Origin of the sequence: Buchnera aphidicola (Cinara curtihirsuta) (assembly GCF_900698895.1) — a bacterium.
GTDB classification, from domain to species: domain Bacteria; phylum Pseudomonadota; class Gammaproteobacteria; order Enterobacterales; family Enterobacteriaceae; genus Buchnera_F; species Buchnera_F aphidicola_AX.
Genome location: NZ_LR217700.1, coordinates 342,685 through 360,134, shown reverse-complemented (window position 1 = coordinate 360,134; position 17,450 = coordinate 342,685). Strand labels below are relative to the sequence as shown.

The window sequence follows — 17,450 nt, the reverse complement described above, 5'->3', positions numbered from 1 at the left end:
TATTAAGTTTTAAATTAAAAATATTTATATTATAAAATATTATTTATTTTATAAACAAATTTTATTAGATATATTTTTTTCTTTTATATATTGATATATCTGAAATAATATTATTTCTATACCAATTCTAGGATTAGGTGCGTATTTCATATATTTTTCTCCCTGAATAAGGATTTTACAATAAATTTGTATATCTTTAAAGGAAATTTTTTTAGATAAAAAATAAATATTTTTATTATATTCTGATAAATTATTTATTATATAATTTTTTTTTGATGTAGTGATCTTTACTATAGATAAATTATGAAAAAAAATAATTAATGATGATACAATATTATTATATTGTATACCTATTTTTTCTATATTATCTAGTATATTTAATATTTTATGAATATTATTAACAATAATATTTTCAGCTAATATAAATATTTTTTTTTTATCAAAAATACCTAATAATTTATTAATTTTTTTTGTATTTATTATTTTATTTTTAGTTGAACAAATAGCAAGTTCAAGAGTATTAAGTGCATTTCTAATACTTCCATTTGCAGAATTTGATATTATTTTTAAAGTTTTTTTATTAATTTTTATATTTTCTTTTTTGAGTTTTTTTTTTAAATAATTAAATATATTATTAGATGTAATATATGGAAGATGTATATGAAGACATCGTGAAATAATTGTTTCAGGTATTTTATTTAAATCTGTAGTAGCTAAAATAAATTTAATATATTTTGGTGGTTCTTCTAATATTTTTAACAAAGCATTAAAACTATGTTTAGATAACATCTGTATTTCATCAATTAAATAAATTTTAAATCTTCCCTCCATAGGTGGGTATTTCGTTGTATCTAACACGACCCTGATATCTTCTATTTTAGTCTTAGAAGCTGCATCTAATTCTATGAAATCTAAAAAATTTCCTTTTTCTATTGAAATGCAATTTGAACATTTTCGACATGGTTTAGATGTAATTCCGGTTTTACAATTTAAACTTTTAGCTAATATTCGTGCTATTGTTGTTTTCCCAGTTCCGTGTATTCCTGAAAATAACCAGGCTTGATGGATTCTATTTAAATCAAGACTATTTTTAATGATGCGTATAACATATTTATGTCCTACAATATGATTAAAAATCTGAGGTCTCCATTGATTAGATAATATTTTATATTTCATTTTTCTCCAGATTAAAGATTTTTTAATTTTAAATTTTTATATTAAAAATATATATTTTTAAAAATTTATATGGTATATTAATAAAAAATATTATTTAAATAAATTTTATTTTTATTAATAATTTTTTTTAATTATTAAAATTTCCTGTTAGGGTTTAATTTTAATTCTATTTACTTTTAATTAACTGGTCAGGTTCGGAAGGAAGCAGCCAAATTAAAAGATATAGGTTTTATAATTTACCCTAACAGGTTATATTAAAATTATTTTTTTATTTATTTTTTTATATAATTAAATACTTTTGTAATGATGTTGGTATGTAAACATTCTATAATACAATCCCTTTTTATTTAATAATTCTTTATGATTTCCTGTTTCTATTATTCTTCCTTTATCTAGTACTATGATTATATCAGAATTTATTATTGTAGATAATCTATGAGCTATAATTATTACTGTAGATTTTTTTTGAATAGAAGATAATATTTTCTGTATTTTTTGTTCAGATTCAGAATCTATACTAGCAGTTGCTTCATCAAAAATTAGTATTTTAGGATTAGAAACTAATATTCTAGCAATACCTATTAGTTGTTTTTGTCCTTGTGAAAGAGAATCATTATTTTGTCCAATTATTGACATGTATCCATTCGGTAATATATCGACTAGTTGTTTTAATTGGCTTTTATATAGCGCATTAATAACTTTTTTTTCTTTTACTTCTCTATTAAGAGATATATTATTAATTAAACTATCATATAAAATTGTTGGTTCTTGTTGAACAATAGAAATATTTTTACGTAATATTGTATTTGATAAAGAATTTATTGGTTTTTTATCTATATATATTTCCCCTCTTGTAACAGTATAATGTCCTAAAATTAAATTAGATAAAGTAGTTTTCCCGCTTCCGGTTTTTCCTACTAATGCTATACAACTTCTATTTGGAATATTTATATTAATATTTTTTAAAATTCTTTTTTTTGTTCCTGGATAAGTAAAATATACATTTTTAAAATTTATTTCTCCAGTTTTTAATGATGAAATATTATTTCCGTATGTTTTTATTGGAGAATCAATAAATTTAAAAATTCTTTCTGAAGAGACAATAGCTTGTTGTAATAGTGATTGTTGACCTGTAATGGCAATTATAGGTTCATTTAAATGTCTTAAATAATTTATAAAAGTATGTATGATACTGATTTTTATAATTGCCATTGGAAATAACTTTAATGTCATGATTATACAGGATAAAACAATAGAAGATATTAAATTTAATAATGGTCTTAATAACAAACTATCTATTTTTAATGTTTTTATTCTATTTAAATAACTTTCATTATTAATGAAGTTAATTTTTTCGATGAATTTTTTTTCTTGATTAAATTGTTGAATTATAGTAATTCCATTAATAATTTCGTTAATTGTATTATTTAAATCAGATAGAGATGATTTTATTTTTTTAATTATTGGTTTACTATAGTATTGATGAATTATAACTATAATAGAAACTATAGGTATCATAAGAGAACTGATTAAAGCCATTCTCCATTCTAAGATAAACATAGATGTTAAAATTATTAAAAATAATATAAAATTTTTTAAAAAAGAAGATAAAATTGTTTCATAAAATTCTTTTACTGATTCTGTGTCATTTGTTATTTTTGTTATTATTGAATTTATTGGTTTTTGATTAAATACTTTCATAGGTTGTTGTAATGCAATATTCATTATATTTATTCTTAATTCCTGAATAATTTCAGTAGATATTTTACCAAAATATACCGTATAAAAATAATTAAAATATGATGACAATATTTGTAACATTATGAAAAAACTAACTAAATATAAATTTTTTTTTGTTTTTAATATATGATATTTTAAAATGTTATTAATAAAATTACTAAGAATAATAGGACTAGAAATTTCTGTTATTGTTGCTAATAAAATTAATATACATGATAATAATAATAAATATTTTTTTTTTTTGTAATAAGATAATAATCGTTTTATTATCTTCCATGAAGAGTATTGTTGACCTTCCATTTTTTTTCCTATTTTTATTAAAGTATATGAAAGTGTATATTTTATTTTTTAAATTTTTGATAATTATACATTTCATAATACCAATTTTTTTCAGATAATAATTTTTTATGTGAACCTACTTGTAAAATTTCTCCTTTTTTTAAAACAAGTATATTATTAAATTGTTCTAAAATGGATAATCTATGAGTAACTATAATAGTAGTTATTTTATTTTCTTGTGTATATTTTTTTATATTTCTAATAATTTTGTGTTCTGTATCATGATCTACAGATGATAAAGGATCATCTAAAATAAAAATTTTAGATTTAATTAAAAATGCTCTAGCAATTGTAATACGTTGTTTTTGTCCTCCGGATAATTTAATTCCTTTTTCTCCTACTTGAGTATTATATCCTTGGGGTAATTTTTTTATATCATCATGTATACATGCTAATTTAGCTGCATTTTTAATTTCTTTTATTGAAGAATTTGTTTTTCCAAATTTAATATTATTAAAAATACTATCAGAAAATAAAAATGGTGTTTGATTAACTACTGATATTATTTTACGCCATTCTTTTATATATATATCTTTTATATCATATTGATTATATTTTATATATCCTAATGGTATTTTAAAATGTTTTTGAATTAAGCGAATTAAAGTAGTTTTACCTGATCCAGTTGGGCCGCAAATACCTAAGGTAGTATTACTTGGTATTTCTAATTTTATATTTTTTAATGATTTTTTTTTCCTTTCAGGGTAAGAAAATTTTTTTATATTTATATATAAATTATTTTTTATATTAATTTTATTAATATTATTATTTTTTTTTGGTTTTTTTTTATTTGTTGTTATTATTTCTTGTATTCTTTTCCAAGATACATTACCTCTTTCTAAAATGTTAAACATCCATGCAAATGCTAGAATTGGCCAAATCATAGATCCTAAATATAAAATAAAACTTGTTAATTGACCAAAAGTTATTTGTTCTTTTGTAATTAAAAAACTGCCTCCTAAAATTGCAAATAAATTAGACATAGCAATTGAAATATGAATAATAGGATTAAATTGAGCGTCTATTTTAGATACTTGAAAATCCTTTTTCTTAACATTACTTGCTGCTTTAGAGAATTTTTTCATTTCTGTTTTTTCTAACTGAAAATTTCGTATCATATGTATATTATTTAAACTATTTTGAGCTTGATTATTTAAAATAGAAAAATATTTTTGTGATTTTTGAAATTTTGAATATAATCTATTTCCACATTTTTTAATAATTATAGCCATAATAGGCATTGGAAGTAATGAAAAAAAAGATAATTTCCAGTTTATTTGTATACACATTACTATAAAAATTGAAATTCCTGTAATAAAAGAATCAGCTATTGTTAATATGCCTTCTCCAATAGAAAAAACTACTCTTTCAATATCATTTGTAGCTCTAGATATTAGGTCTCCATTATTATATTTTGAATAAAATATTGAATTTTTTTTTAATAAAGCAGAACAAAATTTTATTCGTAATTGAGAAATTAGATGATATGATGAACTAAATAATAAAATTTTCCAAAAATATTTTAGTATATAAATTATTGTAGATATTAAAATTATTTGTATAATTTTTATTATTACATCTTGATTAGAAGCTTTATTAGTTAATATTAAATCAATAATAGATCCAATAATTTTAGCTGGTAGTAATTGTAAAAACGTAATTATCATTAAAAGAATACATGTTCCTGTATATCGTTTCCATTCTTGTATAAAATACCATTTTAATTCTTTAAATAATTTCACAAAATTACCTTATTTTTATCATGAATAGGATAGTTTTTTAAGAAAATAAAATAATATTTAATTTTATATAAAAATATATGTATAAATAATTATTTTATTAATTTTTATTAAATTTATATTTTTTTAAAATATATTATTCTATATTAGAATTATACGTTATTTTAGATTTTTTATATAAATTTTGTAAAATTGCTGTAATTACTTTTATTTTTAGATATTGTTTAATTTGCTGATTGATTAAATATTTTTCTGTTTTATTTATTTTTTTAAAAAATTCTTTTTTAAAAATTATTAAATAATTTTTTTGTTTAGATTTTTTAAAAAAAATATATATATAATGATCCTTTTTTATAACCGGTAATTGTTTAATAATTTTTTTTATTTCATCATTATTATTAAAAAATAATGTTTGAGGGTTATAAACATATATAGGATTTTTATTAAAAAAGAATTTTTTTTTGTTGTATTTTTTTAGTAAGAAATTTTTTATAGATGTATAATTTTTTGTATATATTTTTTTTAATAAAAAATCACTTAATATTTTTTTATAAACTATTTTTTTATCTAATAAATGTTTTTTAATATATGATTTTATTTTTAATAAATAAATATGTTTTTTTTTATTGATATATGTTTGTATATTTGGATTAAAATATGGTTTTTTTTTATAAAAAAAGTTTTTTTTTATATATTTATTAAAATTGTTTAAATAATAATTTTTAATTTGTTTTGGAAATTTTATTATTTTTTTTTTATATATCTTAATAGAATTTTTTGGTAATAAATTTTTTAATTTTATATTATTATTATTTAACAAAATATATAACGTATTATTTAAAATTATTTTTTTAAAAATATTTTTTTGATATTTAATTTTTTTAATAACATAATTTTTAATTTTATGTATATTTTTATTATTTGTTTTTTGTATAGAATTTAATTTAAAAATAAAAAAATTATTTTTATAAAATATTATTTTAGAATAATCTCCTTTTTTTTTTAATTGAAATTTTTTTATAATTTTAGGTATACTTTTTAATTTTATTTCTTCTAATTTTATATAATTTATTTCTTTGTTTTTTTTTTCTTTATTGGTTTTCTTTATTTGAGGTATTTTTAAAAAAAAATTTTTTATTGTAGTAGGATCAATTTTAATAAGATTAAAATTATATTTTTTTTTTATTAATTTTTTTTTTATATTTTTTATTAATGATTGAATATTATTATTTTTTATTCGTGTTTTTTTTTTAAAATTAGCTACATGAATAATAGTAGATGAAGGTACATAGAATTTTTCTTTATTTAAATAAAAATATTTTTTGATGTCATTAATATTATTTTTTTTTTCTAACTTTGTTAAATCAATTTTAAAATTAGAAATTTGTATATTTTTTTTATTTATTATTTTTTTTAATTTATTAAATATATCTTGTTTTAAAATTATAATTGATTTTAATAATATTTTTATTAAGTATTGTACTGCTATTTTTTTTTTTAGTACATTAATATATTGATTATGTGAATACATAATAAAATTAATAAATTTAAAATATTTAATATAATTAAAAGAATTATTAACATGAAAATATTTTGAAGAATAAATTAATTCTTTTACGTATTTTCCTAACATTTTTAGATCTATGATGTCTACATATTGTTTTAAAAGAGATTCATTAATTATTTTTATAATAATTTGTTGAAGAATATATTGTTTATATTCTTGTTTACTTATTTTATTTTCTAAGATATTTTTAATATTAGTGTTTTTTTTTCTTTTAATAATATTATAGCTTAATTGTAATATTTTGGGATAAATTTTTTCTTTATTGATATTTATAATAGGTAATTCTTTTTGATTTATAAAAAGTCCGGAAATATTACTGAGTATTATAGATGATATGATAATAGTAGTAATAATTATTAAAATCATTTTTTTATAAAAGTTTTTTGATAAAGACATGGTAACATTAACCTTTTAATTAAATCATTTTGATTACTACATAAATTTTCTATTTTTAAAATTTTTTAGCTAGTAAGAATATACTATTCTTCTAGCTATATTGTATAAAGTATAACTTTATTCAATTTTTTTTCACATTTTTTATTTATTTAAATTGTTAATGTAGGGATTCTTTTCTAGAGACAGCGTTATTACTTCTTCTATTTTTTGTATTGGTTTTATTTTTAAATTAGAAAGAATATTTTTAGGTATTTCTGATAAATCTCTTTTATTTCCATATGGAATTAAAACTTTTTTAACTCCTCCTCTATGTGCTGCTATTAATTTTTCTTTTAATCCTCCAATATTTAACACTTGACCTCGAAGAGTAATTTCACCAGTCATAGCAATATCAGATTTAACTGGATTATTTGTTAAACATGATACTATAGCAGTACATATAGTTATTCCTGCGCTCGGCCCATCTTTCGGTGTAGCACCTTCAGGAACATGTACATGAATATCACTTTTATTATAAAAATCTTTTTTAATACCTAATTTTTTAGCTTGTGATCGAACAACTGTTAAGGCGGTTTGAATAGACTCTCGCATAACCTTTCCGAGAGATCCAGTATATAGTAGTTTACCTTTACCGGGGATGCATGTACATTCAATAGTTAATAAATCACCCCCCATTTCTGTCCAAGCTAATCCTATTACTTGTCCAATTTCATTATTCTGATTGATTTTTCCATACGTATATTTTTTAACACCTAAATAATTTTTTAAATTTTTTTTATTAATATTTATATTATTAATATCTTTTTCTAGTAAAATTTTTTTAACTGACTTTCTGCAAATTTTTGATATAGATCGTTCAAGGTTTCTAACTCCTGATTCTCTTGTATAATATCGAATTATATTTATTAATGCGTTATCTTGAATACATAATTCTGCTTTTTTTAAAGCATTTTCTTTCATTTGTTTTGGCTGTAGATATTTTTTTGCAATATTTATTTTTTCTTCTTCAGTGTATCCCGATAATTGAATGATTTCCATTCGATCTAATAATGGCGCTGGTATATTCATAGAATTAGAAGTTGCAATAAACATTACTTCTGATAAATCATAATCTATTTCTAAATAATGATCATTAAAAGAATTATTTTGTTCGGGATCTAACGCTTCTAATAAAGCAGCAGCTGGATCTATACGTATATCGAATGCCATTTTATCAATTTCATCTAGTAAAAATAAAGGATTTTTTACACCTGATTTAGTTATTTTTTGCATTAATTTTCCAGGCATAGAACCAATGTATGTTCTTCTATGTCCTCTAATTTCAGCTTCATCTCTTATTCCTCCTAATGCCATACGAATGTATTTTCTACCAGTTGCTCTAGCAATTGATTTTCCTAATGAAGTTTTTCCAATTCCTGGAGGGCCTACTAGACATAGAATAGGACCTTTGATTTTTCTTATTCGATTCTGAACTGCTAAGTACTCTAAAATATGTTCTTTTACATCATGTAATCCAAAATGATCAATATTTAAAATTTTGTGAGCTGTTTGAATATTTTTTTTTATTTTACTTTTTTTATTCCAAGGGACTTGTATCATCCATTCAACATAATTTCTGACAACTGTTGCTTCAGCTGACATAGGAGACATCATTTGTAATTTTCTTAATTCTGCTTGTGTTTTTTTTTTAGCTTCTTTGGGCATTTTTGCTAATTTTATTTTGTTTTTTAATTTTTCATTTTCATCAATAGAATTTTCTGAATCACCTAATTCTTTTTGAATTGCTTTCATTTGTTCTGTTAAAAAATATTCTCTTTGATTTTTTTCTGTTTGTTGTTTAATTCTATTTCTTATGTTTTTTTCTATTTTTAATAGATCAATTTCAGATTCCATTATTCCAATAATAAATTCTAAACGTTTTTTTGTATATGACATTTCTAATAATTTTTGTTTTTCATTTATTTTTAAAGGCATATGATATGCTAAAACATCACTTAATTTTTCTATATTACTAATTTTTTTCAATGAATCTAAAATTTCCATTGATATTTTTTTATTTAATTCAATATATCTTTTAAATTGATTAATAGTAGTTTTAATTAATACTTTTTTTTCTTTTTCTTGTATTTTTTTAGATTTTATATATTTAATGTTAGCTAAATAGTAATTATCATTTTTTTTTATATTTCTTATTTTTGCTCTTTTTTTTCCTTCTATTACTATTTTTATAGTACCGTCAGGTAAATTTAATATTTGTAAAATTTTTGCAACTGTTCCAATCTTAAATAAATCATTTTTTTTTGGTTTTTCTATTTTTGCTTCTTTTTGTGTAATTAAGAGTATTTTTCTATCATTTTGCATAGCAAATTCTATACATTTAATTGAATTTTTACGACCGATAAATAAAGGAGTAACCATATACGGATATACTACAATATCTCGTAAAGGCAATATTGGAATATTAACATTTTCTGAATACTCAGAATTCATATGTATCTCTCTTTTCAATGTTTTAATATACAAAAATTTTTTATAATTGTATATTTTTATTCATGGTATTTATATATAGTAAATATTTTTTTATTTTATATTTATTTATAATAATAGATTATCATATTATATTTTTTTATCTGTTTTTTTTTCTGAAAAAAATAATTTTGGTGAACTTTTTTGTTGTATAACAGATTTATTGATATAAACACTAGTTATATTTTTTAAAGTAGGCACTTTATACATTGTTTTTAATAAGACGGATTCTAAAATTGATCGTAATCCTCTAGCTCCAGTTTTTTTCTTGATTGTTTGTTTTGCTATTTCTATTAAAGCTAATTTATCAAATTTTAATTTTATATTTTCTAAAGAAAATAACTTTTTATATTGCTTAATTAAAGCGTTTTTGGGTTTATAAAGTATTTTGATTAGATCTTCTTGTCTTAGATTGTTAAGCATAATATTTATTGGTAATCTACCAACAAACTCTGGTATTAAACCATACTTAATAAGATCTATAGGTTGCATATACTGTTTATAACTAAATTTCTTTTTTTTATGTATATTTTTGATATTAAAACCAATTTTAGATTTATTATTTATACGTTTAGAAATAATTTTTTTTAAACCAAAAAATGCTCCACCACAGATAAATAAAATTTTTGAGGTATCAATTTTCCATGTTTCTTGTTCAGGATGTTTTCTTCCTCCTTTTATAGGTACAGAGGCTATTTTTCCTTCTATTATTTTTAATAAAGATTGTTGGACTCCTTCTCCTGATACATCTCTAGTGATGGAAACATTTTCTGATTTTTTTGTAATTTTATCTATTTCATCAATATATATAATTCCCTTCTCAGCCTGTTTAATATCATAATTACTATTTTCTATTAATCTTCTTAAAATATTTTCAACATCTTCTCCAACATAACCTGCTTCTGTTAACGTTGTAGCATCTGCAATAGAAAATGGTACTTTTAAATATTTTGCTAATGTTTCAGCAATTAATGTTTTTCCTGTTCCAGTCGGTCCGATTAATAAAATATTACTTTTTTCTAATTTAATGTTATGATTATCTTGTAATAAATAATTTAATTTTTTATAATGATTATATACTGCAACAGAAATAATTTTTTTTGCTTTTTTTTGACCTATTATAAATTTATCTAAATATTTTTTTATAACTTTTGGTGTTTGTAATGGAATTATTTTATTATCTTTTTTAAAATTATATTTATTTAAAATATTATTACATAATAAAATACATTTATCACAAATATGTCCTGAAAATCCACTAATCATTTTTTTTGTTTCTTTTTGATTTTTTTTACAAAAAGAACAGATTATAATTTTTTTATTATTAATATTATTATTCATATTTTTCTCTATTATAAAGTATTCTACTAATTTTATAGTAAACATTATTATTTATTTTTTAAAATTGAATCTATAAGTCCATATTTTATAGCTTCTTTAGGAGAAAAGAAAAAATCTCTTTCTGTGTCTTTATTTATTTTTTTTATAGATACATTAGTATGAAAAGATAATAAATTATTTATTATTTTTTTTACTTTTTTTATTTCTTTAGCGTGTATTATAATATCTGAAGCTTGCCCTTGAAACCCACCTAATGGTTGATGTAGCATAACTCTTGCATTAGGTAAACAAAATCTTTTTCCTTTTTTCCCCGCGCATAATAGTATGGCAGCCATTGAACAAGCTTGTCCTAGACATATTGTATTAATATCAGGTTGAACAAATTGCATGGTATCATAAATAGACAAACCGGAAGTAATTACCCCTCCAGGTGAATTAATATATAAAAAAATATCTTTTTTTTTATTTTCTGATTCTAAAAATAGAATTTGAGATATAACGATACTAGCAAGATGATCATTAATCTTTCCTGTTAGAAAAATAATTCTATCTTTTAATAAACGTGAAAAAATATCATAAGATCTTTCTCCTTGGGAGTTTTTGTCAATGACAAAAGGTATTAGAGACATTTTTTCTTTTTTTTTATTTATTTTTTTGATCAAATTCATTTAATTGTCCTTTTTTTTAAAAATTTATTCTGTATTAATAAAAATATTATTGATTTTATTTTTTTTGCATTTTTTTATATAGTAATATTTAAATTTAAATTTAAAATAAATAAAATTTATAAAAATAAATTTTTATGAAAATAAAATCATTTTGAATCATAGTATATAATAATTAATATAATATAAAGACAGAAAATAATAATTATTACTAATTATGTTTAATATTTATTTAATAAATATTTATTTTTTTATATTATTATTTATTTATCTTTAAATAATACTTAATACCAATGAGATATATTTAGATATGATTATTTTAATAAAAATGTATACTTTTTATTCGTGTATATAAATATAAAAATATTTTTTTATATTGTATTTATTATATAATATTGAATAATTTTTTTAGAAATATATTTAAAGGATATTTAACAGATAATATTTTATTATTTTAATAAATATAAATTATTAAACTTATAAATTTAGTATTATAATAGTATTAATAATATTTGAAATATTTATTTTTTAATATAAATTTTTATATTTTTTATTATTAAAAATAACATTTTAGTGAATATTATTAATTCACTTGTTCTATAATTTTTTATAGTTAAAAACAATTTTATTTTAATATACAATATAATTATTGTTTCTGTCAATTTAGAATTATTAAATGTATTAGCTATAATAATTTCATTTAATAAAATATATTTACATATTTTTATTTTTTAATAAAAACATGATTTTTATAATGAAAATATAATTTTCATTATTATTTTTAATATATTTTTATTACATTTTTTAAAATGAAAAATATAAAATAAATATATTTTTTTATATAGGTTTAAGTATAATGAAAATATTTAATAAAAATAACATATTTAAATTTTTGATTTTTTCTTTTTTTTCTTTAGTGACACTATTAATATTTTATATAAGTAAAAAAATATATATAAGTTCTCATGGATATATATTTAAAAATGAACTTAGGTTAGCTTTAACGACTTTTAAACTTATGTTTGTTATTATTATTCCTGTATTTTTTTTAACTATGTTTATTATTTATTATTATCGTCGATCTAATATTTCTTCCAGTTATAAACCTAATTGGAATCATTCATATTTTTTAGAAATAGTATGCTGGTTAATTCCATTTATTATAATATTTTTTTTGGCAAATTTATCATATAAAACTACACATAATTTAGATCCTAGTAAATCATTAAAGTTAAATACTAATAAACCAATTACTATTGAAGTTATATCTTTAAATTGGCGTTGGTTGTTTATTTATCCTGATTATAAAATTGCTACTATTAATGAAATAGCTTTTCCTAAACATGTTCCTATACATTTTAATATTACTTCCCATTCTGTTATGAATTCCTTTTTTATTCCCAGTTTAGGTAGTCAAATTTATACTATGGCTGGAATGAAAACTAATTTAAATTTAATTGCAATGAATAGTGGTATTTATAAAGGTATTTCATCAAATTATAGTGGTCATGGTTTTTCTGATATGAAATTTAGAGTATGTGTACATAATAATATTTTTGATTTTAGTAAATGGATAAAAAAAATAAAATTAAAAAAAAATGTTTTATTTTCTAAAAAACAATTTTTAAAACTATCATACAATAGTAAACAGAATCATATACAATATTTTTCATATGTTGATCCTTTATTATTTTATAAAATAATTGATATGTTTAACATATTACATAATGTTTAATTTTTATATTTATGTAAATAAAAATTAGTAATTTTTTATATATTCAATATTTTGAGGATAAACAATAGTGTTTGGAAAATTGACTTTTAATTCAATACCATATCATGAACCAGTTATTGTAATAACATATATTTTGATTTTTTTGTTTTCTTTTTTAGGTTTTATATATATTACATATTCTAAAAAATGGTTATATTTATGGAATCAATGGTTTACTTCAGTTGATCATAAAAAAATTGCTATTATGTATTTTATATTAGCTTTTTTAATGTTTATTCGTGGTTTTTCAGATGCAGTAATGATGAGATTTCAACAATTTTTTTCTTCTTTGCCTGAACATACAAGTATTTTTTCAGCTAGTCATTATGATCAAATATTTACTGCCCACGGCGTCATTATGATTTTTTTTGTAGCTATGCCTTTAGTTATTGGATTAATGAATTTTGTTATTCCTCTACAAATAGGTTCAAGAGATTTAGCATTTCCTGTATTAAATAATTTGAGTTTTTGGTTAACTGCAAGTTCAGTTATTTTAATGATGTTATCTTTAGGAATTGGTGAATTTGCTCAAACCGGTTGGTTGGGATATCCACCATTATCAGGAATAAAATATAGCCCGGGAGTAGGTGTAGATTATTGGATTTGGATTTTGCAAATTTCAGGATTGGGTGCTATTTTAACTTCTATTAATTTTATAGTAACTATTATTAATTTTCGTGCTCCAGGTATGACTATGTTTAAATTACCTGTTTTTACTTGGACAGCATTATGTACTAATATTCTTATTTTAATTTCTTTTCCTGTTTTATTTACTACTTTATTACTCTTATCTTTAGATAGATATTTTGGATGTCATTTTTTCACCAATGATATGGGTGGGAATATGATGCTATATGTTAATTTAATTTGGATATGGGGTCATCCTGAAGTTTATATATTAATATTGCCAATATTTGGTGTTTTTTCTGAAATAGTATCTACTTTTTCAAGAAAATCATTATTTGGATATATATCTTTGATATGGGCTACTATTGTTATCACAATATTATCTTTTCTTGTATGGTTACATCATTTTTTTACTATGGGCGCAGGTCCAAATGTAAATTCTTTTTTTAGTATCACGACAATGATAATAGCTATTCCAACTGGTGTAAAAATATTTAATTGGCTGTTTACGATGTATCGAGGTAGTATTTCTTTTCATTCTTCCATGTTATGGACTATTGGTTTTTTAATTAGTTTTACAATAGGTGGAATGGCCGGGGTATTATTATCTATACCTCCAGTGGATTTTATATTGCATAATAGTCTATTTTTAGTTGCTCATTTTCATAATGTTATTATTGGAGGCGTGGTTTTTGGTTGTTTTGCTGGAATAACTTATTGGTTTCCAAAAATTTTTGGTTTTAAATTAAATGAATATTGGGGTAAATGCGCATTTATATTTTGGATAATTGGTTTTTTTATAGCTTTTATTCCTTTATATATATTGGGTTTTATGGGTATGACTCGTAGATTAAGTCAAAATATTGATTGTGAATATCATTTTTTATTAACAGTAGCTACTATTGGTATTTTTTTTATTTTTTTAGGTATTATTTCACAATTGATTCAATTTTTTATTTCTATTAATCACCGTCATACTAATGAATATAGAGATTATAATGGTGATCCTTGGGATGGAAGGACATTAGAATGGTCTATTTCTTCTCCACCTCCTGTATATAATTTTTCTGTTATACCTACTGTAAAAAAAATAGATGATTTTTGGTATAAAAAAATAAATAAAAAAAATGATATAAAAAAAGATATTCCTAAATATATTCATATGCCTAATAATTCTTCCTCGGGTATATTAATTGGTATATTTACTACTATTTTTGGTTTTTCTATGATATGGCATATTTGGTGGTTGGTTTATTTTTCATTAATTGGGATATTTTTTAATATTTTATATATATCTTTGGTAATAGATAAAGGATATTTTATTTCTCGAAAAATAATAAAAAAAATAGAAAATGAATATATATCTATTAATAAAAAAGTTTTAAATAATATTAAATAACATATTTTTTTATATAAGGACTAGTGATGAACGATAAAAAAAATTATATTTCATATTCTTCATTAGAAAATAAAAATGTTTTTGGTATGTGGATTTATTTAATGAGTGATTGTATTATTTTCTCTATATTGCTTATTGTACATATAATTATGTTACGACATGGGTATAATAATTTTTTGAAAGAAAATAATTTATTTTCTCCCTCTATTGTCTTAACTGAAACATTATTTTTATTATTTAGTTCATTATCATGTAGTTTTGTTAAATATTTTTCTAAATACTCTTATAGGTTTTGTATTTTAATTTTTTTATTTATTACATTTTTTTTAGGAAGTTGTTTTGTCGGATTAGAGTTTTTTGAATTTTTAAATCTTTTTAATAAAGGATTTTATCCTTTTTCTAATGGATATCTTTCTTCTTTTTTTGTTTTATTAGGAATGCATGGATTGCATGTTTTTTGTGGTTTATTATGGATATTAATTTTATTTTTTCAGATTTTTATTTTTGATTTAATTGATGTAGTTCGTTCTTCTTTAGTTTGTTTTTGTTTGTTTTGGCATTTTTTAGATATTATTTGGATAGTATTAATTATGTGTGTTTATTTTCGATAATTAAAAGTATAATATTGTATATTTGGAGTTTTTAATAATGTTATCAAGAAAAAAAAATATATTAATTAATAATTTTATATTTTTTATAAAAAAAAATTTTTTTATTGGTTTTATTATTTCTTTATTTTTTATTATTTTTTATTTTTTTATTTTAAATGATCATTTATTAACTATAAGTAATTATAAATATTATTTTTTATTTTTGATAATTTTACAAATTTTTCTTTATTTCAAATATTTTATAGGTATTAATTTTTCTCAAAAAAACTTTTTTATTATATTATCATTAATTTTTACTAGTGTTATTATTGCTATAATTAGTATAGGATCTTTATGGATTTTCGATCATTTAAATCATTAAAATTAAATTTACTTTATTTTTTGAAAAATTTTAAGATAATAAATAAATTAGAATTAGTTAAACCGGGTATTATTCTAGGTAATTTAATTAGTTTATCAGGAGGTTTTTTTTTAGCTTCTCGCGGAAATTTATTGAAAATTTTATTTTTTAAAATAATACTTGGAATTATAAGTATAATTTCTTCATCTTGTATATTAAATAATATTATTGATAGAGATTTAGATAAAATAATGAATCGCACAAAAAACAGGATATTATGTATTAATACTAGTAAGAAATTACTAGTTATAATATTTTTAATAGCCTGTTTTTTGTTTTTTTTTGGTATATATATTTTTTATATTTATGTAAGTTTATCATGTACTATAATTGCTTTTGTAGGTGTTTTTTTTTATGTTATTTTTTATTCATTTCTTTTGAAAAGAAGATCATTATATTCAATTTTAATTGGCGGTATTTCTGGATCTTTACCGCCTATAATTGGTTATTTATCTGTAAATAAAGAATTAAATGGATGTTGTTTAATTTTATTTTTGATTTTTATTTTTTGGCAAATTGCACATTTTTACTCTATAACAATATTTAGATATAGAGATTATAAATCTGCAGAAATTCCAACTATTTCAATATTATATGGTTTTTTATATACTAAAAATTGTATTTCTTTTTGTATTATAAATGTATTTTTTTTAAATTTTTTACTATATTATTTTAGTTATGTAAATTTTTTTTATTGTTTTTATACAAATTTTTTTATTTTTTTATGGTTTATTTTTTCTATTATTGGAAATATTTTTTTATTTTCCCTTAAAAAATGGTCACGTATTATGTTTTTTTTTTCTATTTTTATTGTTTTTTTGATTAGTTTGTTATTATCTATTAATATTAGAAATAATGAATATTTTTTTTTAAAAACAATTTTGATTTTTTGGTAATCCCGATATTTGACTAGCATTTTTCATGAATCCTTTTGGAAAAAGGATAAATAAATCTTGACTAGTCAAGAATATTTTTTTTTTTTTCATGTATTTTAGTAACATTCTTATTGTTGGTGTTAAATTATATTTTTTATAAAATTTTCTCATACAAAAAATAATTTTCCAATGTTTTTGACTCATATTTATATTTAATTTTTTTGCAGTAGATTTTGCAAATTTTATGTTCCATTTTTTCATTTTTTTTAAATATA

12 protein-coding genes and 1 other RNA gene are annotated in these 17,450 nt (G+C 19.6%); 5 read left to right on the top strand and 8 right to left on the bottom strand.

Annotated elements, in window-relative coordinates; genetic code table 11:
• Nucleotides 1-48 precede the first annotated feature (48 nt).
• Nucleotides 49-1,176 (bottom strand): DNA polymerase III subunit gamma/tau, encoded by a 1,128-nt coding sequence (dnaX, locus tag BUCICURT3053_RS01560; RefSeq protein WP_154061262.1) that lies wholly within the window; start codon nucleotides 1,174-1,176, stop codon nucleotides 49-51.
• Nucleotides 1,177-1,331: 155 nt separating this feature from the next.
• Between dnaX and ffs the strand changes: the two genes are divergently transcribed.
• Nucleotides 1,332-1,417: signal recognition particle sRNA small type (ffs, locus tag BUCICURT3053_RS01555), an RNA gene on the top strand.
• A gap of 47 nt (nucleotides 1,418-1,464) precedes the next feature.
• Here ffs and BUCICURT3053_RS01550 read toward each other — a convergent pair.
• From BUCICURT3053_RS01550 to clpP, 6 genes are all read right to left on the bottom strand, one after another.
• Nucleotides 1,465-3,216 (bottom strand): ABC transporter transmembrane domain-containing protein, encoded by a 1,752-nt coding sequence (locus BUCICURT3053_RS01550; RefSeq protein WP_154061261.1) that lies wholly within the window; start codon nucleotides 3,214-3,216, stop codon nucleotides 1,465-1,467.
• 41 nt (nucleotides 3,217-3,257) lie between these two features.
• A complete protein-coding gene (locus tag BUCICURT3053_RS01545; protein WP_154061260.1) occupies nucleotides 3,258-4,997 on the bottom strand; it encodes an ABC transporter transmembrane domain-containing protein in 1,740 nt (579 codons plus the stop codon).
• A 133-nt stretch (nucleotides 4,998-5,130) separates the two neighbouring features.
• Nucleotides 5,131-6,957 (bottom strand): SurA N-terminal domain-containing protein, encoded by a 1,827-nt coding sequence (locus tag BUCICURT3053_RS01540; RefSeq protein WP_154061259.1) that lies wholly within the window; start codon nucleotides 6,955-6,957, stop codon nucleotides 5,131-5,133.
• 141 nt (nucleotides 6,958-7,098) lie between these two features.
• Nucleotides 7,099-9,447, bottom strand: a complete 2,349-nt coding sequence (gene lon, locus BUCICURT3053_RS01535; RefSeq protein WP_154061258.1) for an endopeptidase La — start codon at nucleotides 9,445-9,447, stop codon at nucleotides 7,099-7,101.
• Between the two features lie 126 nt (nucleotides 9,448-9,573).
• Nucleotides 9,574-10,824, bottom strand: a complete 1,251-nt coding sequence (gene clpX / locus BUCICURT3053_RS01530; RefSeq protein ID WP_154061257.1) for an ATP-dependent Clp protease ATP-binding subunit ClpX — start codon at nucleotides 10,822-10,824, stop codon at nucleotides 9,574-9,576.
• A gap of 47 nt (nucleotides 10,825-10,871) precedes the next feature.
• Nucleotides 10,872-11,492: an ATP-dependent Clp endopeptidase proteolytic subunit ClpP gene (gene clpP, locus BUCICURT3053_RS01525; protein ID WP_154061256.1), complete on the bottom strand. Its 621-nt coding sequence runs from the start codon at nucleotides 11,490-11,492 to the stop codon at nucleotides 10,872-10,874.
• Nucleotides 11,493-12,345: 853 nt separating this feature from the next.
• Here clpP and cyoA point away from each other — a divergent pair.
• The 4 genes from cyoA to BUCICURT3053_RS01505 all read left to right on the top strand — a co-directional run bounded on the left by cyoA (nucleotide 12,346) and on the right by BUCICURT3053_RS01505 (nucleotide 17,196).
• Nucleotides 12,346-13,224 carry a ubiquinol oxidase subunit II gene (gene cyoA, locus BUCICURT3053_RS01520; RefSeq protein ID WP_154061255.1) on the top strand — a complete coding sequence of 293 codons (879 nt, stop codon included), beginning with the start codon at nucleotides 12,346-12,348 and terminating at the stop codon, nucleotides 13,222-13,224.
• Between the two features lie 67 nt (nucleotides 13,225-13,291).
• Nucleotides 13,292-15,289, top strand: coding sequence for a cytochrome o ubiquinol oxidase subunit I (gene cyoB, locus BUCICURT3053_RS01515; RefSeq protein ID WP_154061254.1), 1,998 nt, complete (start codon nucleotides 13,292-13,294; stop codon nucleotides 15,287-15,289).
• 26 nt (nucleotides 15,290-15,315) lie between these two features.
• The gene (locus BUCICURT3053_RS01510; protein ID WP_154061253.1) at nucleotides 15,316-15,900 is read left to right on the top strand and encodes a cytochrome c oxidase subunit 3; all 585 of its coding nucleotides are present in this window, start codon (nucleotides 15,316-15,318) and stop codon (nucleotides 15,898-15,900) included.
• 333 nt (nucleotides 15,901-16,233) lie between these two features.
• Nucleotides 16,234-17,196, top strand: coding sequence for a protoheme IX farnesyltransferase (locus BUCICURT3053_RS01505; RefSeq protein ID WP_154061252.1), 963 nt, complete (start codon nucleotides 16,234-16,236; stop codon nucleotides 17,194-17,196).
• Here BUCICURT3053_RS01505 and BUCICURT3053_RS01500 read toward each other — a convergent pair.
• Nucleotides 17,170-17,436 carry a TusE/DsrC/DsvC family sulfur relay protein gene (locus BUCICURT3053_RS01500; RefSeq protein ID WP_154061251.1) on the bottom strand — a complete coding sequence of 89 codons (267 nt, stop codon included), beginning with the start codon at nucleotides 17,434-17,436 and terminating at the stop codon, nucleotides 17,170-17,172. The genes BUCICURT3053_RS01505 and BUCICURT3053_RS01500 overlap by 27 nt on opposite strands.
• Nucleotides 17,437-17,450: the final 14 nt, after the last annotated feature.